Genomic DNA, 20896 nt, shown 5'->3' with positions numbered 1-20896 from the left:
ATCACCGGCCTCAACGAGCCCAGCGCGCATCTGCACCAGGAGCTGTCGGGCACCCTCACCGGCGGACACTGACCCCGTGGACTCCGGAAAGCACCGGATCGTCACCGAGCGGCCCGTCGGTGCTCCGACGGGCCGCTCCCGTCCTCGGGGCCGCCCATAGGCTCCTTCTCGGACGCCGGAGGCCGCGGTGCGTCGGTGACGAGGAGTCACGGAGACCCTCGCGCGACGTTAGGGTGGGCGCGGAGTTCTCAGGGCCCCGGACGACGTGTACGGCCATGGTCAGCGCGTCCCGAGCGAATCGACCAGGGAGTATACGGATGGGTCTTCATTTCCAGGAGCTGGACTGGCGGGCGACTCCCATGGGGGAGCTCAGCCTGCGCCGCCGCCATGACCCCCTCTTCCGCAAGGAGGTCCACGAGATCAAGCTCGACGACGACTTCCTGATGTCGAGCCTGTTCACCGCGGCCGAGGTCGAGCTGGCCCGGTTGGCCCTGGCCGAGCTCACCGGAACCGGCCTGCGCGTGGCCGTGGGCGGCCTGGGACTGGGATACACGGCGCAGACGGTGCTGGAGAACCCCGGTGTGGGCTCCCTCGTCGTGGTCGAGGCACTGGCCGAGGTCATCGACTGGCATCGCGAGGGGCTGATCCCCGCGGGTACGGAGCTGGTGGCCGACCCCCGCTGCCGCCTGGCGCACGGAGACTTCTTCGCCACGGTCGGCGCCGGTTCGGGACCCGCACCGCAGATGGGGGCGGACCGGTTCCACGCCGTGGTCGTCGACATCGACCACTCGCCGAGCCACCTGCTCCACCCCGCCCACGCGGGCCTCTACACACGTGAGGGGCTGAGCCACCTCGCCGAGCGTCTTCTCCTGCCCGGAGGCGTCTTCGCCCTGTGGTCCAACGACGCGCCGGACGAGGAGTTCACCGCCCTGCTCGGGGAGGTGTTCGAGAGCGCGCGGGCAGAGGTCGTGAGCTTTCCCAACCCCCTGCAAGAGGACGACGCATCCAACACCGTCTACGTCGCGGTGTCCGCACGGCCGTGATGACGGGCGGGCCGGGCACCTGCCTGGTGCCCGTCACCGGTCCGGTCGCAGCATCTCCACGAGCTCGGACAGAGAGGTGACCTCGGCGTCGGCCCGCTGACCGGAAGGCAGGGGCCTGCCAGCGCGGTTGACGTGGACCGTTCTCATCCCCGCACGTCCGGCGGCGGCGACGTCCTCCTCGGGATGGTCCCCGATGTGCAGGACGGACGCGGGCGGCAGGCCGAGGAGCCGGGCCGCGTGGGCGTAGATGCGGGGGTCGGGTTTGAACAACCCGCACTCGGCCGAGACCACGCGGTGGGCGAAGTAGCCGCCGATGCCCAGCCGCGCGGGGTCGCTGTTGCCGTTGGTCACCAGAACGCAGTGGTAACCGCGGTGCAGTTTCCCCAACACGTCCGCTGTCTCCGGGTAGAGCCGCATCGCGCCGAACCGCTTGCGCATGTACGTGTCGTAGACCTCCGTGACGAGATCCCGGTCGTCTCGCCCGCAGCGCCGGACCGCGCGTACGAAGGACTCGCGGCGGATCTCCTCCATGGTGCCGCGTGCGAACCCGGGTTCACCGGCGACCTCGTCGCGCAACGTCGCCAACCACTCCGCTGATACCGCTCCCGCCTCATGGGCCAGGCCCTCGCCGTGGAGGAGGGCGGCGGCGTCGACGAGTGCTTGGCGCATCGCCGCACGAAAGTCCCACAGTGTCTGGTCGCCGTCGAAGGAGAGGGCACGGATCGAGGAGGGGGCGAAGGCCATGCGGCTGAACTCTCCGGTCTCGTTCGCTGCTTGCGGTACGGACCACTCTGGCAGGGAGGAGGGGCGGGGCCCTCACGGGGCCCGCACCCGCTCCCGTGCGCCCTCGGCCTCATCCCCGGGGACGCGATGCCACCGTGGTGGCCGTGGGCGTGAGGGCACCCGTCCACTCGTCACGGAGCGTGCACATGAGGCACGTGCCCGGACGGGAACAGCGAACGCGGGGGACCAGCGCGTCCAACACCGTTCGGGAGTGATGGCGGCCGTCCGTCAACGGGCGTGAACGACCGTGACCGGGCAGGGAGCGTGGTGCAGTACGCCGTGTGCCGTCGATCCGAGCGCGAAGCGCGCCAGCCCGTGCCTGCCGCCTGCTCCCACCACGACCAGTCGTGCGTTCTCCGCGGCCCGTACCAGCGCCGGAACGGGCCGGGACTCGACCACCTCGGTGTGGACCGGTACCGAAGGGTACCTGGTGCGCAATGGGTCGACCGTTCGCTCCAGGAGATCCTCCTCAGCCGAGAGAACCGAACTGACACCCGAGGACCACGAGAACATTCCCGACACGGGCGGAAATGGCGGATCCCACGCCCGCACGGCGTACACGCGGCCCGGACCGGCGCTCGCGGCCTCGAAGGCCGCGGTGAGGGCGTCCGCGCCGTGCGCCGACTCGTCCACACCCACGACGACGTCCGCGCGGTCGCCGGTCACCGGCCCGGGGCCCACCACGGTGACCGGCGTCGGGGAGTGCGCGGCCACACGGTAGGCGACCGAACCCACCTTCATCCCCGGGAAACCTCCCCGGCCCCGCATGCCGACGACCACCATGGCCGCGTCTCGGGCGTGGTGAAGCAGTGCGTGCGTCGGGCTCTCCACGACCACGACCCTGTCGACGCCGACTTCGGGGGCGACAGCGTTCACCCGTTCCTCCGCTCCGTCCAGGACGACACGGGCGTGCTTCCTGATCTCCTCCTCCGGCCAGACGAAGGCCGACTCGGGCGAGGGCGCGGGGTAGGCCATCAGCATGGAGAGGCGGCAGCCGCGCCGGTGCGCCTCCGCCGCGGCCCAGTCCACCGCCGTCGAACCCGTCTCGGAACCGTCTACACCCACCAGGACGGAGCGCTCCATGACAACCTCCTCGTGTCGCCGTACCGCCGTCGTGTCCACCATCGTTCCCGATGCGTTCGGCACCGTCACGAACAGCAGGACTCCGAGACGTCCGCGCAGGTCTCTCCGCGGCGGCCGTAAGCGGGTCGGACGCTCCCCGGTCGGGGGCGCGGGCTCCCCCTCCGCATGCCCGGAGGCCTGTCGGTTCGTTCCCCGTGGTGCCGCGTTCCGCGCCGGGGCCCCGCGTTCTCACCGAACTCTCACCTGAGCCGGTAACCGGCCGCACACCTGGCGTTCTCCTCCTTCCTCTCAGGAAGCTCTCAGGAACCTCTTCGCCTCTTCACACACTCGTCGGCTTGTGTCCTCTGTGTCGTCATCACCGAGGGAAGGAGACGGCTTGGCACCGACACGGTCCATGGAGGCGGCCCGGGCGGGCAGCACCGGCGGGGAAACCGCGGAACCCGGCGGGAACGGTTCGGGCAGCCGGTTGAGGGCGCCGGGCAAGCTGCACGCGTTCAACCGTTACGAGCTCAAGTACCTGGTCCCCGTGTCACGGGCGGCCGACGTGCGCGCCGAGCTGACCGCGCGCATGCGCTCCGACGACAACGCCGGGGCCGGCGGGTACGGCGTATGGAGCCTGTACTACGACACCCAGCGGCTCCGCTTCTACTACGAGAAGATCGAGGGCCTCAGATTCCGCCGCAAGCTGCGCATCCGCCGCTACGGCGAGGTCGGTCCGGCACCGGAGGACACGCTCGTGTCCGTCGAGATCAAGCAGCGTGTGAACCGTGTGACCCAGAAGCGCCGCGTCCTGCTGCCCTACCGCCTGGCCCGGGACCTGTGTGACCGGCGCGTTCGCGTGGAGCACCCCGACGCCGACCAGGGCTTCGTCAACGAGGTCCTCGACCTCGTCCACCGCCTGGACCTGCGGCCGACCGCCATGACCGGGTACCGCCGCGAGCCCTACGTCGGAGTCGACTCCGACCTGGGGCTGCGCGTGACGCTGGACCACCGGGTGCGCGGGCGCGACCGAGACTTCGACCTGCGCGCCGAGGCGGAGAGCCGCTACATCATCAACCCGAACTACGTGGTCATGGAGGTCAAGGCCAACGAACGCGTGCCCTACTGGGTCACCGACACGGCCGCCCGCCTCGACCTGCAAGTACAGCGGATCTCCAAGTACTGCCAGAGCGTGGAGGCCTTCGGCAAGGCGCCCCGGTCGGTCTTCCACCTGCCCGAGGAGGACGCGGCGGCCGAAGTCCGACCCCTCCCGAGGGGCGCCGGAGACGCGCCCACGGCGCCGCGCCGCTGACGCCCACCGCTCCCCGAAGCCTTTCCACCAGACACCGAAAGACGCGGAACCGCGCATGAACCTCGACTTCGCGATCACCGACCTGTCCGGCACCTTCAGTGTCATGGACGTGGTCCTGTCCCTGTCCCTGGCCTTCGTCACCAGCATCGTGGTGGCCTGGACCTACCGGGCCACCCACCGCAACATCTCCTACAGCCAGAGCTACGTCCACACCCTCATCATCCTGGGCATGCTCATCGCCCTGATCATGCTGGTGGTGGGCTCCAACATAGCCCGTGCCTTCGCCCTGGTGGGCGCCCTGTCGGTGGTGCGCTTCCGCAACGCCATCAAGGAGACCCGAGACGTCGGGTTCATCTTCCTGGTCATGGGCGTGGGAATGGCCTGCGGTACGCGTTTCTACACACTGGCGGTGCTGGCCACCCTCCTCATCTGCGCCGTCATCCTGATCATGCACCGCTTCAACTGGTTCGCCCTCAACGTGCAGCGCCAGGTGGTCAAGGTCCAGGTTCCCGCGGACGGCGACGACTACGGGCCCGTGGTCGACGACGTCCTCATCCGCTTCACCGACGAGTACGAGCTGATCAGCACCGAGACCGTGCGCGGGGGCTCCCTGCTGGAGATGGCCTACACCGCCCGGTTGAAGAAGGGGGTCAAGCCCGGTGACGTGGTCCGGAAGCTGCGTGAGGCCAACGCCGGACAGAAGACGACCGTCCTGACCGGATACGACCAGACGGACGTGTGAGATGCGCGGTTTCCCTGACGAGACGGACGGCGAACGCTCCGGCACCAGACGTCGTGTTCCCCTGAGGCACCGAGTCCCCGTGCGCGTACGCCAGCACTGGAGGACCGTCGTGGTCGTGTGCGTCGTTCTGCTGGCCGTGGTGCTGCTGTTCGGCGAGGCCCGGGTGCGTCCCTACATCACCTCCGAGCTGGTGTCGGAGGACGCCGTCACCGAGGACATCGGGGGTGGGGGCGACCTCTTCGACGGCGGCGACCACACCATCGAGGTGACCTTCAACGAGGCCGAGTACGCCGACATGATGCGCATCTTCCGCGAGGAGGGTGAGAAGCAGTTCATCAGTGCGGACCTCACCATCGACGGCACCGTCGTCAACGACGTCGGGCTGAGGTTGAAGGGCAACTCGACCCTGTCGAGCCTGCGCGGTGGGAACGGCATGCCCGGCGCGGAGGGTATGGAGGCCATGCCGGGGGCCGAAGGGGGAGACCAGGGGCGGCGGGGGGCCGCTCAGGGCCGGGACGGCGCTCAGCAGAGCGCCCTCGGAGCGGGCGGCGGTCCGGGCACGGTCACCCTGTCCGAGGACGAACCCGAGAACCTTCCCTGGCTGATCAGCTTCGAGGAGTTCTCCTCCGGCCGCGCCTACCAGGGGCATACCGAGATCACCCTGCGTCCGGCGACCGCGAGCTCCGACACCGCCCTCAACGAGGCACTGGCACTGGAACTGACGGCGGCCGACGGGCAGACCACGCAGGACTACACGTTCACCTCCTTCTCCGTCAACGACGACGACGCGGTGCCGCGCCTGCTCCTGGACTCGCCCGACGCCGCATGGGCGTCCGAATTCGGTGAGGGCGTGCTCTACAAGGCGCGCGCGGAGGGATCGTTCGACTACCTGGGCGGGGACCCCACCGACTACGAGGAGAGCTTCAACCAGATCAACGGGGAGGGGTCCAACGACCTGCAACCGGTCATGGACCTTCTGCGGTTCGTCGAGGAGTCCGACGACGAGGAGTTCGCCCGCGGGCTCGACGACCACGTCGACGTCGGGTCCTTCGCCCGCTACCTGGCCTTGCAGAGCCTGATGTCCAACGGGGACGGTATGGACGGGCCCGGAAACAACTACTACCTCTGGTACGACACCGGACAGGAGCGGTTCACCGTCCTGTCCTGGGACCTGAACCTGTCCTTCTCGGGTATGGGGGGCATGACGGGCGACCCGGGCGGGGACGGCCAGGACTCCGAGGACACGGGAACGCCCGGTGGCGGCTTCCCCGAGGGCGCGGAGCCGCCCGAGGGCATGGGGGTGCCCGAAGGGGCGGAGGGGATGTCCATGGGCGGCAGCGGGGCCCTCAAGGACCGCTTCCTCGACGACGAGGACTTCCAGCAGCTCTACGAGGACGCCTACGCCGACCTCTACCAGGAGCTGGTCGAGAGCGGCACCGCCGACGCCCTCCGGGAGTCCGCGGTCTCCCGCGCCGAGGCGGCCGGGGACGAGGACGCCCCGACGGCGGGCCGGGACCTCGCCGAGGCGGTCGCCGGCATCAGCGACGTCCCGCAGGAGGGCCTCGGCACGCCCCCTCCGGGTACACGGGGTACCGAGCAGGAAGGGTCCTGAACCCGAACGGGCCGGTGCGGACGGCGGAAGCGCCGTCCGCACCGGCCTTCCGCGCGTGTCATCCCAGGGGGAGGACGACAGTGAAGGCCGACCCCCGCCCCGGCTGCGACTCGACCGTGACGTAGCCGTCGTGGGCGGCGACGAACGCAGCGCTGATCGCCAGGCCCAGCCCCGCACCGGCCTGCTCGCGGGGGCCGTCCGCACGGTAGAAGCGGTCGAACACATGGGACAGCTCTTCGGCGGGGATACCGGGGCCCTCGTCACAGACCCTGATGACGGCGACCTCGTGGACGCCGGCGGGCAGCTCGCCCGCCCGGGCCGGCCCCGGAGGCGGCGGGTCCGGGGCCCGGACCACCGACACCCGGACCGGTGTGCCCCCGGGTGTGTGGGTGAGCGCGTTGCCGACGAGGTTCTCCAGCACCTGGCGGATCCTGTCGCCGTCTCCCACCGCCCGTACCGGCCCGTCGGCCTCCAGCTCCACGGGCGTGCGCGGCGCTCTGGCCCGGGCGCCCAGGACCACACGCTCCGCGATCGAGACCAGTTCCATGTCGGAGTGCTCCAGCAGCGGAGCCTCGTCGAACCGGGACAGCATCAGCAGGTCGTCCACCATGCTCCCCATCCGTCCGGCCTCGTCCTCGATCCGCGACATCCACCGGTCCGCGCGGGCGTCCTCCGCGACCAGCCCCTGCCTCCTGCCCTGGCGGTACAGCTCGGCGAACCCCCGGATGGAGGACAGCGGGGTGCGCAACTCGTGGGAGGCGTCCGCCACGAAGCGCCGCGTCGCGTCGACGGCGCGGTCCCTCTCGTGCAGGGCCCGGGAGAGCTCGCCCAGCATGGTGTTCAGGGCGCTGCCCAACCGCCCCGTCTCGGTGGCGGGATCGTGGCTCGGGATCCGCCGGTCCAGGTCGCCCGCGGCGATGGTCTGCGCGGTGGACTCGATCTCGCGCAGGGGACGTAGCTGGAAGCGCACGATCGCCGCCGCACCGAACCCCACGGCTGACAACACCACCAGCCCCGCCACGGCCTCGATGAGTACGAGACGGTCGAGCGTGTCCTCGATCCCGGCCAAGGACTGTGCGGTCATGAGGACGGTGCCGTCGTCTCGGACGCTGGTCAGCACCCGCCAGCTGTCCCCGCCCGAGGTCCCGGGCAGGGTGAACGGCGCTCCGGACCGCTTGCCCAGCTCCTCGGCCGGAACCGCCGAGACGTCCGGTAGGCCGTCGTCGGAGTCGGTCTGTCCCACGCTCTCCAGTACACGGCCGTCGGTGTCCACGACCAGGGTGCGCAGGTCGGTGGGCAGCGGCGGAGGCTGCGCTCCGGCGGGCGGCGGCGGTGGCTCGCCCTCCCGCCCGGGACGCAGGAGGGTGTGGAGCTGGTGGTCGACCTCCTCGGTCAGCCAACGTTCGAGCAGGAGCGTGCCCGCTGCGCCGAAGGCGGCCAGGCACACGGTGGTCAGGCACAGCACCGCCAGGGTGAGCCTGCCCCCCAGACTCCTGGGCCACGGGCGCGGGCGGCGGCCGCTCACCGGTTCCCCCCGGAGGCCAGACGCAGGCTGTACCCGATGCCCCGCACCGTGTGGATGAGGGCGGGGCGGCCCGCGTCCACCTTGCGCCGCAGGTAGCTGACGTAGGTCTCCACCACCCGGATGTCGTCGCTCTCCCCGTCCCAGACCCGGTCCAGGATCTGGGTCTTGCTGACGACCTTGCCCGCGTTGAGCAGCAGGTAGCGCAGGAGCGCGAACTCGGTGGGAGAGAGCTGGATCGGCGCTGCCGCGCGGCGGACCTCGTGTGCCTCCTCGTCCAGTTCCAGGTCGGCGTAGCGCAGGGGCTCGGCGCCGCCGGACCCCAGTCCGACCGACCGGCGCAGGATCGCGTTCAACCGCAGGACGACCTCCTCCAGGCTGAAGGGCTTGGTCACGTAGTCGTCGGCTCCGGCACGGAAACCGGCCACGCGGTCCTGGACCGTGTCGTGTGCGGTGAGGAACAGTACCGGAAGCCCTGGCACGATCCCGCGCAGGTCCCCGGCCAGGTCCAGGCCACTGCGACCGGGCAGGGTCACGTCCACGACGGCGATGTCGGGGGTGAAGCCGCCCAGTTCCGCCAGGGCGGCCCCGGCGTCGGGCGCGCCGCGCGTGGTGAAGCCGCTCAGCTCGAGGGAGGCGGTGAGCAGTTCGAGGATGTTGGGCTCGTCCTCGACGATGAGGGCGCGGGCCGCCTGGCCGCGGGAGGCGGTACCTGGGAGTTCTTCGGGCATCGTGGTGTCCTGGGCGGTGGTGTGGTGTGTGAACAGGACAGGTTACGGGGAGCGCACAAGAGTTCGGTGAGAGCCGGGTCGGAGCCGTTTGGGAATCCGGGAGGGGCCGGACACGGGCCCAGCGGGTACGGGTCGGCGCCGTGCCCCGGCGGGGCACGGCGCCGAAGGTCCGGGAGCCGTTATTCGGAGGGTTCGGGCAGGGGCGGGCACTCGATGGTCGGATTGACCCCCACGTAGTTCAACGGACCGACGAAGACGGTTCCGACGGTGTGCCCCAGGGTCGAGCACGAGGCCTCGTCGCTGGTGAACAGGCCGCGCTGGAACGCGGCGGTCAAACCGACGAGCAGCCACAGGACGACGAGGGTAGAAAGAACGATCCGTACGCGCACTCTCTGCCTCCAGGGGGTTGAGGAGGTGGCGTTGACTTCTCGTCCGAGACCTACCCGCGAGACGAGGCGTTGCACCCGGGCCACCAGCCGGCGGCCCGGAGCCGCGGACCGGTTGGAAACGCCGGTGCCTCCCAGGTCCTACGCGCCGGTCCGGCCCACGCACCGGTCCGGTAGCAGCCCGCGCGCCCGTCGGTGCGCGAACCCGGCCTCCCCTCTCAGGGCCACACGTCGAACCGCCACCGGGTGGGGCCGTGCGGCAGTTCGCCGACGGGAAACGCGTACACCGTCGACGGGGAGACCGTGAACACCTGGTAGGGCGGGGGACCGGCGGTCGGCGCACCCTCCAGGCCGGTCAGCTCACCGTCTCCGGGGGCCGGAGCCCATCCGTGGTGCTCGGCGTAGGCAGCGGCGACCCGCCCCAGCCGGTCAGGGTCCAGCACCCGCTCGGCCGTACCCTCCACCACCACGTCCATCCGCCCGGTGGTGAAGGCCAGGCTCACCTGCGGGGCGAGGGCCAGCAGTCGCGACTTGGCGGTGTCCTCGCCCGAGGCGAAGCACGGCTGGCCGTCCACCCACACCGCCAGCAGCGGCCGGGTGTGCGGGCGCTCGTCCGCGCGCGTCACGGTCAGCCAGCACGTACCGGCGGACTCCGCCAGGTGGGGGAGTATCTCCTCCCACGCGCCGGGTGCCTGGTCTGTCAGGGACTGGGCCCGGGGATCCGGAAACACGATGCACTCCTAAGCCTCACCGTTGTGTGGGCGCATCACTCTAGCCGCCCGCACCGACACTCAGGCGGCGACCAGCGAGGTGCGCCGGACGCGCAGGGCGAACCCCGTGAACACCACCGTCGCGCCGACTGCCGCCGCGAACATGACCGCGGTCATGCTGGACATGGTGACCGGGCCGGTCAGACCGGGGGTCGAGGCCAGGCCGGAGCCGATGGAGAACTGGAGCGTGCCCAGCAGGGCCGAGCCGCTTCCGGCGATCTTCGGCGGCTGCCCGTCCAGGGCCAGCGCGGTCGCGTTCGGCGACACCAGGCCGGTGAACACCATCATCACGAACAGCGCGGCGGTCACCGTCACCAGAGTCGCGTTGCCCGAGGCGTCCAGAGCGGCCATCAGGGCCACGGACACGATCGATCCGGCCAGTCCCAGGAACAGGCGGCGGTAGATCTCGACGTGGCGGATCAGGAGTACGTTCACCTGGTTGCCGAGGATCATCCCGAGCGTGGTCACGGCGAACACCAGGCTGAACTCCTGGGCGCTGGCCTCGAAGCGGGAGTGGGACACGAACGAGAAGGTCGAGATGTAGGTGAAGCTCATCCCGAAGCTCAGCGCGAGCGTGAGTGTCGGGCCGATGAAGCGGACGTCGCGCAGCAGGCGACCGAACACCTGCATCTGCGCCCGCGGGCTGACCCGCTCACGCTGCTCGACCGACAGGCTCTCGGGCAGGCCGAACAGGACCAGGGCGAAGGTCGCCAGCCCGGTCACGCCGAGCACGGAGAAGAGCAGCTGCCAGGGACCCAGGACGAGCAGCTGACCGCCCAGGATCGGGCCGAGCATGGGAGCCAGCCCGGAGAGCAGGACCAGCCGGGAGAAGAAGGTGGCGGCGGCGTCGCCGTCGAACACGTCCCGCACGATCGCGCGGGAGATCACCAGCCCGGACGCGGCCGACACCCCCTGAAGGAAGCGCAGCAGGCTGAACATCTCCACGCTGCTCACCATCGCGATGGCGAAGGTGGTGGCGGTGAACATGCCGATCCCGATCAGCAGCGGCATGCGGCGTCCCCACCGGTCGCTGAGCGGGCCGATGACGAGCTGGCCCAGGGACAGTCCGGCCATCACCGAGGTCAGGGTGAGCTTGACGCTGGCCTCGCTGGTGCCCAGGTCCGAGGAGATCTGCGGCAGCGCGGGCAGGTACAGGTCGGTGGCGAGCGGGCCGATCGCGGACAGCACGCCGAGAACGAACACGAGCAGCAGTGAGCGGCGACGCGTCTTGGACGTTTCTTTACGGCTGGCCGCTTTGTTGTGCTCGGGCGCTTCGGTCAGCGGCGCGTCGTTGAGCTGAGGGGTGGTCGGGACGTTCTGCTCGTCCTGGACGATTTGGGCGTCCACAGTGGTCTGGGCACGACGGTCAGGGCGTGCGGTAGCAAGGGTCACCAGGGGCTCCAGCGCAAGGAGAAGGACAGACAAGGCGGTGCGTGGGGGCGCCGTGAACCGCCTTCGGGCGGGGCGCCGACAGAAGTCCCGTGAGGGATCTCCTGCGCCAACGCGAGGCCAGGTGTGGACCATCCCGGCTTTACCCAGAGATCCGCGTGATCCGAATTACGGTGCGGAAAGGCCCTGCTGACAGGGGTTTTCGCCCTCCTGTGACGACGCCCATGCGGACGGATCCACGCTCCGCTCCCCGGGCGCTGCTAGGCCGTGTTCACGGTTTTCACCGCTGGACGTCTTGTCGGCAAAGGTGCGTATCGGTAGGAAAAGGAGGAGCCCCCCAGAGGGAGCCCCCGGGCACCAGCCCCACACCCACGCCGCTCCGCCCTCACCGCCGCGCTCGCCGCTGTCGTGGCCGTGACCGGTGGGAACGGTGTGCTCTCCGAGACGGGTGGGCACTCGTTCGTGTACTCGCCGGGCTGGTTCACCGACCTGGGAAACGGCGTCGCGGTCGAACAGTCCTATGCCGGGGAGGGGCCGCTGGTGGCGGGGCACTGGCGGCCGGAGCGAAGCGGTACCGGCGGTCAGGACGCCGCGGCCGGGCAGGCGTCGGTGGTCAGCGGCGCGGCCGGCCGGGGGACGCACGTGGTGCTGTTCGGCACCGAGCCGCTTTCCCGCAACCACCCCAAGGGCCTCTTCGGGCAGGTCGCTCAGGCCCTGTACTGGAGTTCGTCGGTCCGGGAGGGCTGAGCCGACCGGGCCGGGCCGCCCCGGGAACCGTCTCCCGCGCCACTCCTCCTCCCTGACAGCCGATTGGCAGCCTCCTGACAGGGCGGTGCGACACCGTTCGTGGTGGAGGTGGTTTTCCGATGATGTTCATCGAGTTGTTCGTCGCCAAAGGCACCCTCGACGCGGAGCGACTCCGCCGTCTGGCCGAGCGCCTGGGGAACGTGAACGAGCTGACCGGGGGAGAGCAGATCCAGGCCGGTTGGGAACAGGTCCTCGGTTCCCTGTTCCAGGTGGTGGTACACGAGCCGCAGGTGTGGGTGGTCGACCAGCACGCCCTCGGCGCCGACGCCGCGCCCCGGTACGTGGTGCGCTTCCACGTGCCGGGCCCGTGGCGCAAGGCCATGAGCGAGCCCCTGGTCACCTACGCCACCAAGGCCATCGCCGACGTCGGGGCCGACTCCGAGCGGCCCTACCGGGAGCCGGTGGTCCAGGTGCAGGTCGTGGGGATCACCGAGGGCAGCATGGGCGTGCTCGGCAGGGCGGTCGACTCCGAAGCGATCGTGGAGCTGATGAGCGACCCCTACCGTGAGGACCTGGCCGAGGGCCGCGCCGTACGGGATCCGCTGTGCGGGGTGATCGTTCCGTTGAACGACACCGCCGCCACCCTGGAGTGGGAGGGAACGCTACACGCGTTCTGCTGCGCCGACTGCCGCGAGGAGTTCCTGAGGAAGCAGAGGAAGAAGACTGCCCCCGCGTAGGAGTCCGGTCCGGAAGCCGTCCTAACCGGCGGCGGAGCCGTGGTGTTCCTCGCGGACCATAGCCAGGGCCTCCTCGGGTGCCAGCGTGCTGCCGCGGTCGTAGGCGTCGCGGTGGGCGCGCAGGTCACGGGCCAGCCGGGCGACGTCGGGGTGGCGGGGGTCGGGGCCGCCGCGCAGTGCGTGAGCGGTCCCCAGGAGCAACGCCGCCCGCTCCGGCTCACCCCGTCGGTGGAGCAGGTCCGCGGTGCCGACGGCGACCTGGGCGACCATCGGCATGTCGGGCATGGCGGCGGCCAGGGCCAGGGCCTCGTCCAGGTGGCGGGCGGCAGTGCCGAGGTCGCCGACGGCCACGGCCAGGTACCCGGCCGCGGTCGAGTACAGGGCCCGGTCGGGTGGCTCCCCGTCCCGGCCCACCCGTCGGGCGAGGGCGAGCAGCTGTTCGGCGCGGACCAGGTCACCGTCGTGGCGGGCCAGGTCGGCGAGACAGACCCGGGCCAGGGCCACCTGGCGGGTGGAGGCGGCCTCGGCGACCACATCCTCCAGCTGGGTACGTGCCACGTCGGTGTTCCCGGTGTCGACGTGCGCCATCGCCAGCCACACCCGCTGCCCGTGGTGGGTTCCCAGCTCCCGGGTCAGGGACTGGGCCTCCTCCAGCATGGCGACGGCACCGTCGGTGTCGCCGGTCGCGGAGCGGGCATAGGCCAGGGACATCAGCAGCATCGACAGCCCCCACCGTTCACCGGCCTCGCGGAAGGCGGCCACGGCGCACTCCACGTCCTTCGGGCCGCGGGTGGTATCACCAGCGGTACCTTCCAGGAAGGAGCGGGCCAGCCAGAGCATCGCCCGCGTCCAGGGGTCGGGGTGGGCCAGGTGCGGTTCCAGGGCGGCCGTCCCGTCGGATGCCCGGCCCTCGGCCATGGCCAGCAGCGCCGCCACGAACGCCCCGACGGGGTCCGACGTGTCCGGCGGCGGGCCGACGACGGACCGGGCGTCGGTGAGTTCGCCCGCGAACGTGGCGTTGAGCAGATAGGCGGCGGCCGCGTGCAGCCGCGCCTTCCGTCCCGGGACGGACCGGCCCGGGGATCCGGACTCGGAGCACGGCGCCGACGCGCGCAGAACCGGCCGGAGGTGAACCACGGCGCTGGCGTGGTTGCCGTGGACGGCCCAGAACAGGCCCAGCGCCGCACCCAGGCGCACGGCTGTTTCGGTGTCCCCGGAGCCGCGGGCGAACCCCAGGGCGGAGAGCAGGTTGTCGCGGTCGGCGGACAACAGGGCCAGCCACCGTGTCTGCTCCGGTCCCCGCAGGTGCGGCTCGGCCCGTTCGGCCAGCTCCAGGAAGCACGCGGCGTGGGCGGAGCGGGCGGTGTGCAGCCGACCGCTCTCGGCCAGGCGCTCCAGCCCGTACTCGCGGATGGTGTCCAGCATCCGGTACCGGTCCCCGTCCGGTTCCAGCAGCGACCGGTCCACCAGGCCGTACAGGGTCTCTGCGGTGACCCCGACCCGTTCGGCGGCCGACACGGTGAGTGTGGAGGCGAATACGCACACCCGCTCGGCCGCCTCGCGTTCGGTGGCGTCGAGCAGGTCCCAGCTCCACGCGACCACCCCGCGCAGGGTCCGGTGCCGGGGCGGAGCAGTGCGGCTGCCGTTGCTCAGCATCTGGAACCGGTCGTCCAGGCCCGCGGCGAGCGCCTCCAGAGGCATCGAGCGCAGACGCGCGGCGGCCAGTTCGATGGCCAGGGGAAGGCCGTCCAGGCGGTGGCAGATCCGGGCCACCTCGCCGGTGGGGGAGAACCCGGGGCGCACCGCACCGGCCCGGTCGGTGAACAGCCGCTCCGCGGCCTCCGGCACGAGCGGGGGCACCGGGCACAGGGCCTCTCCGGGGATGCCGAGCGGCTCGCGGCTGGTGGCCAGGACACGCAGCCACGGGCAGCGTCCCAGCAGCTCCTCGGCCAGCCGGGCGGCCGCGTCGACGACGTGCTCGCAGCAGTCCAGGACCAACAGGGTTTCGGTGGCGGACAGGGCCTCCACCAGGCGGGCCACGGGGTCGGTGGACACACGCAGGCCCAGAGCCCCGGCCACCGCGTGGGGAACGTCGCGGGGTTCGGTGACGGCTCCCAGTTCCACCAGCCACGCCCGGTCGGTGGTGTCGGCCGCGGCGACCGACGCCAGGCGGGTCTTGCCCACCCCGCCCGGGCCGACCAGGGTGACCAGTCTGTGGTCGGCCAGGCGCTCCCCGAGGAGCCGGAGCTCGGCCTCGCGGCCGACGAAGGTGGTCAGGGCGGCGCGCAGGTTGCCGCGCGGCGCCGGGCCGAGAGCGCGGTCCTCACGCAGGATCCGCAGGTGGAGCTCACGCAGCTCGGGGCCCGGGTCGGTACCCAGCTCCTCGGCCAGCCGGGCACGGTAGTCCTCGTACGCGGTCAGGGCCTCGGCGCGCCTGCCCTCGGCGTCGAGCGCCGCGACGAGCAGCGTGCGCAGGCGCTCGCGCAGGGGGTGTACGGCGGCCAGCTGCTCCAGCTCGGCGGCGCGCGTAGCCCTGTCGGGAAGGGCCAGCTCGGCCTCGATCCGGTCCTCCACCGCGCCCAGGCGGACCTCCCGCAGCCGTACCGCGGCAGCCTCGGCGTAGGGCAGGGGGCCGACGTCGGCCAGCGGATCGCCCCGCCACAGGTCCAGGGCCCGGGAGAGGTGCTCGGCGGCCGCCCCGTGCCGCCCGGTCCGCAGGGCCTCGTGTCCCCGGCGGGCCAGGTGTTCCAGGAGCAGGGCGTCGACGTCCTCGGCTGACAGGTCCAGGCGGTATCCGGCCGGTTCGGAGCCGAGTGCGTCGGGTTCGGGCAGGGCCCGGCGCAGCCGGGAAACCAGCGAGTGCAGTGCGGAGACGGGGTTCTCCGGTCCTTCCGCGTCCCCGGCCTCCGGCCAGAGGGCGTCGGTCAGGGCGCGGTGGCCGACCGTGCGGCCCGCGTCCAGCGCGAGCCGGGCCAGCAGAGCGCGCAGGCGGGGCCCGCCGACTTCCGTGGTCCGGCCGTCGGCGACCACTCGCAGGGGGCCCAGGATCCTGACACGCATACCGGTATTCTCCCCGGGACCAGAGCCGGATCCACCCCGGGCCGCCCCGGCCGGAGCCTCCTCCCTCAGAATACCGCCCCGGGGCCCGGAAAAGTGAATTGAATCATCGAATGCCCGCATGCTAATCTGGCCGGGTAGGGAATTTCGGGGGAATGGATGATTTCTCCGATCGGCTTGTTTTCTGTGATTTCCTGGTTATTCTGGAAATATGCCTAACCCCTTTCCCCACGTTGTGCTGTCCGCGTCCGTCATGGCCCATCCCCGCAGGAGCGGGTCCGCCCGCCAGGTGCTGGACTCCCTGCTGATCGAGGGCGGCGAGCCGGTGCTGGACCCCGAGCCCGACGGGCCGCCCAGTTCCCTGCGCGCCTCGCGGGCCGCCTTCTCCGAAGCGGCCCGCTTCGACTCCACCCACCACCTGGTCCTACAGGACGACGTGCGCGTGTGCGCGGACTTCCCCGACTCCGTGCGCGGATTGGTGGAAAGGCATCCCGAATCCGCACTCTCCTTTTTCGTGGAATGGGGTTCGCGCACCGCCTACCTGGCACGGTGGGCGGTTCTCACCGGATCCGGAGCGGTCCCGGTGATCAACCCGTACATGCCGACGCTGGCGCTGCTCCTGCCACGGGACCTGGCGATCGACATGGGTCGCTTCATGCGGGACGCCGGGGGCCGCTCCGACGACCGCGCCGCGCTGCGGTTCCTGCGGGAGCGCGGAGTACCCGCCCTGGCCGCGGCGCCCAACCTGGTGGAGCACCGTGGACTGCCCAGCCTCAAGGGCAACGACGGCCACGGGATCCGGCGCTCGGTCTGCTTCGCCGGGGAGGGCGCCCGCTTCGACGGAACGGTCCTGGAGGTTCCCCCGCTGCTGCCGTTCCTGCGCTGGAACACCGGCGACGCCGTGGTCATCGACACCGCAAACGACGTGCCCGGGGCCCACCGGCCCACCCTGGAGGTACTGGAGGGGTGGGGTGCGACGCCGCGGAAGCTGCGCCGGGCGTGCGCCGACCACCTGGGTGCCGACTCCGGTCCGCTGTTCGCGCTCTGGCTCACCGCCGTGGCCTTGGGCGCCGTCCAGGAACGGCACTGGCCGGGTACCGCGGCCGGGTTGCGCGACCGCGTGGACGAGCCCCTGGTCCGGCGCGCGCTGGCCACCCTCGCGCCGGGGGCGCTGCGCGTCTTCCTCGACCCCGACCGGCTCGCGGAGCGCGCTGGGGAACTGGTACCCGCGCTGGTCACCGCCATGGAGCACGGCGGCGGCCTCGCCGCCGACCGGCCCGCCTGAGCGGGCGCACCGCTCACCCCGCACGGCGCGTCCGCCGGGACGCGCGGTGCGTCCCGGCGGACGCCGGCCTCCGGACGGCCCGAGGGAAGCGCCTCAGTGACCCCGGTCGATCCACTCCTGTAGGTGGGGCGCCTCGGCGCCGATCGTGGTGGACGGGCCGTGCCCGGTGTTGACCACCGTGTCCTCCGGCAGGCTGAGCAGCCGGTCACGGATGGAGTCCACGATCGTCGGGAAGTCCGAGTAGGACTTGCCCGTCGCCCCGGGACCGCCCTGGAACAGGGTGTCACCGCTGAACAGCACACCCAGCTCAGGGGCGTACAGGCACACCGCGCCCGGGGCGTGCCCCGGGGTGTGCAGAACGGTCAGCTCGGTCCCGGCGATCTTGATCGTCTGCCCCTGGGACAGCTCGGCGTCGGGAGCCCGGTCGGGATGGGTCATGTCCCACAGCACCCGGTCGGCCGGGTGCAACAGGATGGGCGCGCCGGTGGCGTCGGCGAGCGCCGGCGCGGCGTTGACGTGGTCGTTGTGCCCGTGCGTGCACACCACCGCCACCAGCTCGCGGTCGCCCACCGCGCCGAGGATCGCGTTCGCGTCGTGCGCCGCGTCGATGACCAGGGCCTGGTCGCGGTCGCCCACGATCCAGACGTTGTTGTCGACCTCCCACTCGCCGCCGTCCAGGGCGAAGGTTCCCGACGTGGTCAGGTGCTCCACTCGTTCGTTGCTCACAGCATCACCACCGATCGTAGGACGTCGCCGCGTTCCATGCTGGCGAAGGCTTCCTCGATGTCGCCCAGGCCCACCTTCTCAGTGACGAAGCCGTCCAGGTCCAGTCGACCTTGCAAGTACAGGTCGACGAGCATGGGGAAGTCGCGCGAGGGCAGGCAGTCGCCGTACCAGGAGGACTTCAGTGCGCCGCCGCGGCCGAAGACGTCCAGCAGCGGCAGCTCCAGGCGCATCTCCGGAGTCGGCACGCCCACCAGGACGACGGTTCCCGCCAGGTCGCGGGCGTAGAAGGCCTGCTCGTAGGTCTTGGGCGTGCCCACGGCCTCAATGACCACGTCAGCGCCGAAACCGCCGGTCAGGTCGCGGATGGTCTCGACCGGGTCGGTGTAGGAGGCGTTGACGGTGTGCGTGGCGCCGAAGCTGCTCGCCCATTCGAGCTTGCGGTCCTCCAGGTCCACGGCGATGATCCGGTTGGCGCCGGCCAGGCGCGCACCGGCGACCGCCGCGCTCCCCACACCGCCGCAGCCGATGACGGCGACCGAGTCGCCGAGGTCCACGCCCCCGGTGTTGATGGCGGCGCCGATACCGGCCATGATCCCGCAGCCGAGCAGACCGGCCGCGGCGGGGGAGGCCTGCGGGTCGACCTTCGTGCACTGTCCGGCGGCGACCAGGGTCTTCTCGGCGAACGCGCCGATGCCCAGGGCGGGGGAGAGCTCGGTGCCGTCCTCCAGCGTCATCTTCTGCTCGGCGTTGTGCGTGTCGAAGCAGTACTGGTGCCGTCCCCGGCGGCAGGCGCGGCATTTTCCGCACACCGCCCGCCAGTTGAGGACCACGTGGTCACCGGGCTCGACGGTGGTCACCCCCTCGCCCACGGAGTCCACCACACCGGCGGCCTCATGGCCGAGCAGGAACGGGAACTCGTCGTTGACGCCGCCTTCGCGGTAGTGCAGGTCGGTGTGGCAGACCCCGCACGCCTGGATCCTGACCACGGCCTCCCCCGGCCCTGGATCGGGCACGACGATCGTGGTCAGTTCGACGGGTGCTCCCTTGGCACGAGAGATCACCCCTTGTACCCGTTCGGACATCCTTGCTCCCCACATGTGGCCGGAAGCAGCGCGGGTGCGCGCCGCTCCCGTCACCATGCCCCGCGGAGCTCACACATGTCCAACAGGTGATGCCTGTGGGATTCATGAGTCGGAGTCATCAATCGGGTGCTCCTCGCGCAACAGGTCGAGGAACGCCCGGGTGGCGGCGGAGGGTTTCGCACCCCTGGGCGTGGCCAGCGCGACCCTCCACCGTGTGCCGCTCGGCAACGGCACGCTCCACAGCCCCGCCGCCTGCGGCTTGTCCACGACCGGGCGCGGTACCACCGCCGCCCCCATCCGTCGATGTACCAGGTCCAGCAGGGTGTAGACGTCGTTGACCTGCAACGCCACACGGCGGGTGATGCCGAACTCGCCGAACGCCCTGTCCGCGCAGTCGCGCGCACCCCATCCCGGGTGCAGGTCCACGTAGTCCTCCCGGGCCAGCAGCGGCAGCACGTCCTCGCCGTCGAGCGCGTGGCCGGGGGCGGCCAGCAGCATCAGCGGCTCCTCGGTGATGTGCCGCAGGTCCACGCCCTCCTCCGCGAGCAGCGTCCCCGCCACCAGGGCGGCGTCCAGGCGTCCGGCACGCAACTGGCCCAACAGTTGCCCGGTGGCCGCCTGTTGGAGGTTGATGGCCACCTCGGGGTGGCGGGAGCGGTATCCGTGCAGTAGCGGAGCCGCCTCCACCACCCCCATGCACTGCTCGGTGCCCAGGGACAGGGTGCCGCGCACCCCGTGGTGGTCGGCGACCATCTCCCTGAGCCCGTCGGCGGCGGTGAGGATGCGTTGGGCCTCGGTGAGCAGCAGCCGCCCGGTCGGGGTGGGAATCACCCGCCGGGTGGTGCGCAGCAGCAGCTGTGCGCCCAGGTCCCGCTCCAGCGCGCGGACCGATGCCGAAAGACCCGACTGGGTGATGCCGAGGAACTCGGCGGCCCGGGTGAAATGCTGCTCCTCGCACACGGCGGCGAAGTGTCTCAACTGTCGAAGCTCCACCGCGTCAGCCTAGCCAGTCGGCCACACCGTCACGGCCGGGAGCGGCCCCTCCGTCGGTCGAGGCGGTGTTTCAGAGGCCCGGGGCAAGCCCCGCGCCCAGGCCGCCGTCCACGGGAAGCTCCGCACCTGAGGTGAAGGTGGCCCCGAAACCGAGGAAGAGCACGGCGCGGGCGACTTCGGTGACGGTGCCGTGGCGTCCCATGGGTGTGGCTTCGTCGCCCATCCGCACGAACTCCTCCCGCTCGGCGTCGGCCATGCCGGAGACCCCCATCGTGGGGGTGTCGGTGAAGCCGGGCGCGACCGTGTTCACCCGGACACCGCGAGGCAGCAGCTCCGAGGCGAGTACCCGGCTGAAGCCGAGCACCGCCGCCTTCGCGCCCGTGTACACGGCCATCCCCGGGGAACTGGTCACGTTCGTCACCGAGGTCGTGAACACGATCGCCCCGCCGTCGGCCACCAGCGGTGCCAGGCGCTGCACCGTGAAGAAGGCCCCCTTGGTGTTGACCTCGAACACCCGGTCATAGGAGTCCTCCGTGACCTGGTCGAACGGGGCGAACTCAGCGGTGCCCACGTTGACGTGCAGCAGGTCGATCCCGCCCGGCCCGGAGCGCACCGCCTCGGCCAGCGCGTCGGTGTCGGCAGGGACGGCCACGTCGGCGCGTACCGCGTGCGCCCTCGGCCCCAACCGGCCGCGCGCCTCCTCCAGGCTCTTCTCCCCGCGCCCGGTCAGCACCACCTCGGCCCCTCCGGCGATCAGCGCCTCGGCCACGCCCATCCCCATGCCGTGCGTGCCGCCGATCACCACGGCCCGCTTACCGCTGTAGTCGCCCATCGTGCCCACCTCGTTGTCGGAGGGCGGCCCCTCGCCGCCCTGCTGGAACCACGGTGGCGGCGGCCGCCACGGGTGTCCCACGGGA

19 protein-coding genes are annotated in these 20896 nt (G+C 71.4%); 7 read left to right on the top strand and 12 right to left on the bottom strand.

What is annotated here, in order from left to right:
* Positions 1 to 317 precede the first annotated feature (317 nt).
* Positions 318 to 1043 carry a polyamine aminopropyltransferase gene (locus AC0T5L_RS25535; RefSeq protein WP_476168035.1) on the top strand — a complete coding sequence of 242 codons (726 nt, stop codon included), beginning with the start codon at positions 318 to 320 and terminating at the stop codon, positions 1041 to 1043.
* A gap of 33 nt (positions 1044 to 1076) precedes the next feature.
* Here the strand turns inward: AC0T5L_RS25535 and AC0T5L_RS25530 are convergent, their stop codons facing one another.
* Together AC0T5L_RS25530 and AC0T5L_RS25525 are read right to left on the bottom strand one after the other, a co-directional pair.
* The gene (locus AC0T5L_RS25530; RefSeq protein WP_476168034.1) at positions 1077 to 1787 is read right to left on the bottom strand and encodes an HAD family hydrolase; all 711 of its coding nucleotides are present in this window, start codon (positions 1785 to 1787) and stop codon (positions 1077 to 1079) included.
* 267 nt (positions 1788 to 2054) lie between these two features.
* Entirely contained in the window at positions 2055 to 2909 is an 855-nt protein-coding gene (locus AC0T5L_RS25525; protein ID WP_476168033.1) for a universal stress protein, read from the bottom strand.
* A gap of 376 nt (positions 2910 to 3285) precedes the next feature.
* On the opposite strand from AC0T5L_RS25525, the gene AC0T5L_RS25520 reads away from it, so the two are divergent.
* The 3 genes from AC0T5L_RS25520 to AC0T5L_RS25510 all read left to right on the top strand — a co-directional run bounded on the left by AC0T5L_RS25520 (position 3286) and on the right by AC0T5L_RS25510 (position 6554).
* Positions 3286 to 4200 carry a VTC domain-containing protein gene (locus AC0T5L_RS25520; RefSeq protein ID WP_476168032.1) on the top strand — a complete coding sequence of 305 codons (915 nt, stop codon included), beginning with the start codon at positions 3286 to 3288 and terminating at the stop codon, positions 4198 to 4200.
* 55 nt (positions 4201 to 4255) lie between these two features.
* Positions 4256 to 4942 (top strand): DUF4956 domain-containing protein, encoded by a 687-nt coding sequence (locus AC0T5L_RS25515; protein ID WP_476168031.1) that lies wholly within the window; start codon positions 4256 to 4258, stop codon positions 4940 to 4942.
* A gap of 79 nt (positions 4943 to 5021) precedes the next feature.
* The gene (locus AC0T5L_RS25510) at positions 5022 to 6554 is read left to right on the top strand and encodes a CotH kinase family protein (protein WP_476168030.1); all 1533 of its coding nucleotides are present in this window, start codon (positions 5022 to 5024) and stop codon (positions 6552 to 6554) included.
* Between the two features lie 58 nt (positions 6555 to 6612).
* On the opposite strand, the gene AC0T5L_RS25505 is transcribed toward AC0T5L_RS25510, so the two are convergent.
* The 5 genes from AC0T5L_RS25505 to AC0T5L_RS25485 all read right to left on the bottom strand — a co-directional run bounded on the left by AC0T5L_RS25505 (position 6613) and on the right by AC0T5L_RS25485 (position 11244).
* Positions 6613 to 8079: a sensor histidine kinase gene (locus tag AC0T5L_RS25505; protein ID WP_476168029.1), complete on the bottom strand. Its 1467-nt coding sequence runs from the start codon at positions 8077 to 8079 to the stop codon at positions 6613 to 6615.
* Positions 8076 to 8807, bottom strand: a complete 732-nt coding sequence (locus AC0T5L_RS25500) for a response regulator transcription factor (protein ID WP_476168028.1) — start codon at positions 8805 to 8807, stop codon at positions 8076 to 8078. Before AC0T5L_RS25500 ends, AC0T5L_RS25505 begins: the two co-directional genes overlap by 4 nt.
* Before the next feature lie 179 nt (positions 8808 to 8986).
* A complete protein-coding gene (locus tag AC0T5L_RS25495; RefSeq protein WP_476168027.1) occupies positions 8987 to 9196 on the bottom strand; it encodes a hypothetical protein in 210 nt (69 codons plus the stop codon).
* A gap of 215 nt (positions 9197 to 9411) precedes the next feature.
* Positions 9412 to 9924, bottom strand: a complete 513-nt coding sequence (locus tag AC0T5L_RS25490; protein ID WP_476168026.1) for a pyridoxamine 5'-phosphate oxidase family protein — start codon at positions 9922 to 9924, stop codon at positions 9412 to 9414.
* A gap of 60 nt (positions 9925 to 9984) precedes the next feature.
* On the bottom strand, positions 9985 to 11244 hold the full coding sequence (locus tag AC0T5L_RS25485) for a multidrug effflux MFS transporter (RefSeq protein ID WP_476168038.1): 1260 nt from the start codon (positions 11242 to 11244) through the stop codon (positions 9985 to 9987).
* 522 nt (positions 11245 to 11766) lie between these two features.
* Here AC0T5L_RS25485 and AC0T5L_RS25480 point away from each other — a divergent pair.
* Together AC0T5L_RS25480 and AC0T5L_RS25475 are read left to right on the top strand one after the other, a co-directional pair.
* A complete protein-coding gene (locus AC0T5L_RS25480) occupies positions 11767 to 12099 on the top strand; it encodes a hypothetical protein (protein WP_476168025.1) in 333 nt (110 codons plus the stop codon).
* A gap of 119 nt (positions 12100 to 12218) precedes the next feature.
* Entirely contained in the window at positions 12219 to 12836 is a 618-nt protein-coding gene (locus AC0T5L_RS25475; RefSeq protein WP_476168024.1) for a YHS domain protein, read from the top strand.
* A 21-nt stretch (positions 12837 to 12857) separates the two neighbouring features.
* Here the strand turns inward: AC0T5L_RS25475 and AC0T5L_RS25470 are convergent, their stop codons facing one another.
* Positions 12858 to 15896, bottom strand: coding sequence for an ATP-binding protein (locus AC0T5L_RS25470; RefSeq protein ID WP_476168023.1), 3039 nt, complete (start codon positions 15894 to 15896; stop codon positions 12858 to 12860).
* Between the two features lie 208 nt (positions 15897 to 16104).
* Between AC0T5L_RS25470 and AC0T5L_RS25465 the strand changes: the two genes are divergently transcribed.
* The gene (locus AC0T5L_RS25465) at positions 16105 to 17178 is read left to right on the top strand and encodes a hypothetical protein (RefSeq protein WP_476168022.1); all 1074 of its coding nucleotides are present in this window, start codon (positions 16105 to 16107) and stop codon (positions 17176 to 17178) included.
* Between the two features lie 93 nt (positions 17179 to 17271).
* Here the strand turns inward: AC0T5L_RS25465 and AC0T5L_RS25460 are convergent, their stop codons facing one another.
* The 4 genes from AC0T5L_RS25460 to AC0T5L_RS25445 form a co-directional block, all read right to left on the bottom strand.
* Positions 17272 to 17904 (bottom strand): MBL fold metallo-hydrolase, encoded by a 633-nt coding sequence (locus AC0T5L_RS25460; RefSeq protein ID WP_476168021.1) that lies wholly within the window; start codon positions 17902 to 17904, stop codon positions 17272 to 17274.
* Positions 17901 to 18986: an S-(hydroxymethyl)mycothiol dehydrogenase gene (locus AC0T5L_RS25455; protein WP_476168020.1), complete on the bottom strand. Its 1086-nt coding sequence runs from the start codon at positions 18984 to 18986 to the stop codon at positions 17901 to 17903. The genes AC0T5L_RS25460 and AC0T5L_RS25455 overlap by 4 nt, the downstream gene beginning before the upstream one ends.
* A gap of 102 nt (positions 18987 to 19088) precedes the next feature.
* Positions 19089 to 19964 (bottom strand): LysR family transcriptional regulator, encoded by an 876-nt coding sequence (locus tag AC0T5L_RS25450; protein ID WP_476168019.1) that lies wholly within the window; start codon positions 19962 to 19964, stop codon positions 19089 to 19091.
* Between the two features lie 85 nt (positions 19965 to 20049).
* Positions 20050 to 20811 carry an SDR family oxidoreductase gene (locus tag AC0T5L_RS25445; RefSeq protein ID WP_476168037.1) on the bottom strand — a complete coding sequence of 254 codons (762 nt, stop codon included), beginning with the start codon at positions 20809 to 20811 and terminating at the stop codon, positions 20050 to 20052.
* Between the last annotated feature and the right edge of the window lie 85 nt (positions 20812 to 20896).

The sequence above is a fragment of the Nocardiopsis sp. TRM 82005 genome (genome assembly GCF_056312425.1).
The sequence above is the reverse complement of the archived record's forward strand: the minus strand, read 5'-3'. Positions and strand labels throughout refer to the sequence as shown.

What these genes read in the sequence shown, in the direction of transcription:
- AC0T5L_RS25535 (WP_476168035.1), top strand. Translation starts at nt 318, where the DNA reads ATGGGTCTTCATTTCCAGGAGCTGGACTGGCGGGCGACTCCCATGGGG.
- AC0T5L_RS25530 (WP_476168034.1), bottom strand. Translation starts at nt 1,787, where the DNA reads ATGGCCTTCGCCCCCTCCTCGATCCGTGCCCTCTCCTTCGACGGCGAC.
- AC0T5L_RS25525 (WP_476168033.1), bottom strand. Translation starts at nt 2,909, where the DNA reads ATGGAGCGCTCCGTCCTGGTGGGTGTAGACGGTTCCGAGACGGGTTCG.
- AC0T5L_RS25515 (WP_476168031.1), top strand. Translation starts at nt 4,256, where the DNA reads ATGAACCTCGACTTCGCGATCACCGACCTGTCCGGCACCTTCAGTGTC.
- AC0T5L_RS25500 (WP_476168028.1), bottom strand. Translation starts at nt 8,807, where the DNA reads ATGCCCGAAGAACTCCCAGGTACCGCCTCCCGCGGCCAGGCGGCCCGC.
- AC0T5L_RS25475 (WP_476168024.1), top strand. Translation starts at nt 12,219, where the DNA reads ATGATGTTCATCGAGTTGTTCGTCGCCAAAGGCACCCTCGACGCGGAG.
- AC0T5L_RS25470 (WP_476168023.1), bottom strand. Translation starts at nt 15,896, where the DNA reads ATGCGTGTCAGGATCCTGGGCCCCCTGCGAGTGGTCGCCGACGGCCGG.
- AC0T5L_RS25465 (WP_476168022.1), top strand. Translation starts at nt 16,105, where the DNA reads ATGCCTAACCCCTTTCCCCACGTTGTGCTGTCCGCGTCCGTCATGGCC.
- AC0T5L_RS25455 (WP_476168020.1), bottom strand. Translation starts at nt 18,986, where the DNA reads ATGTCCGAACGGGTACAAGGGGTGATCTCTCGTGCCAAGGGAGCACCC.
- AC0T5L_RS25445 (WP_476168037.1), bottom strand. Translation starts at nt 20,811, where the DNA reads ATGGGCGACTACAGCGGTAAGCGGGCCGTGGTGATCGGCGGCACGCAC.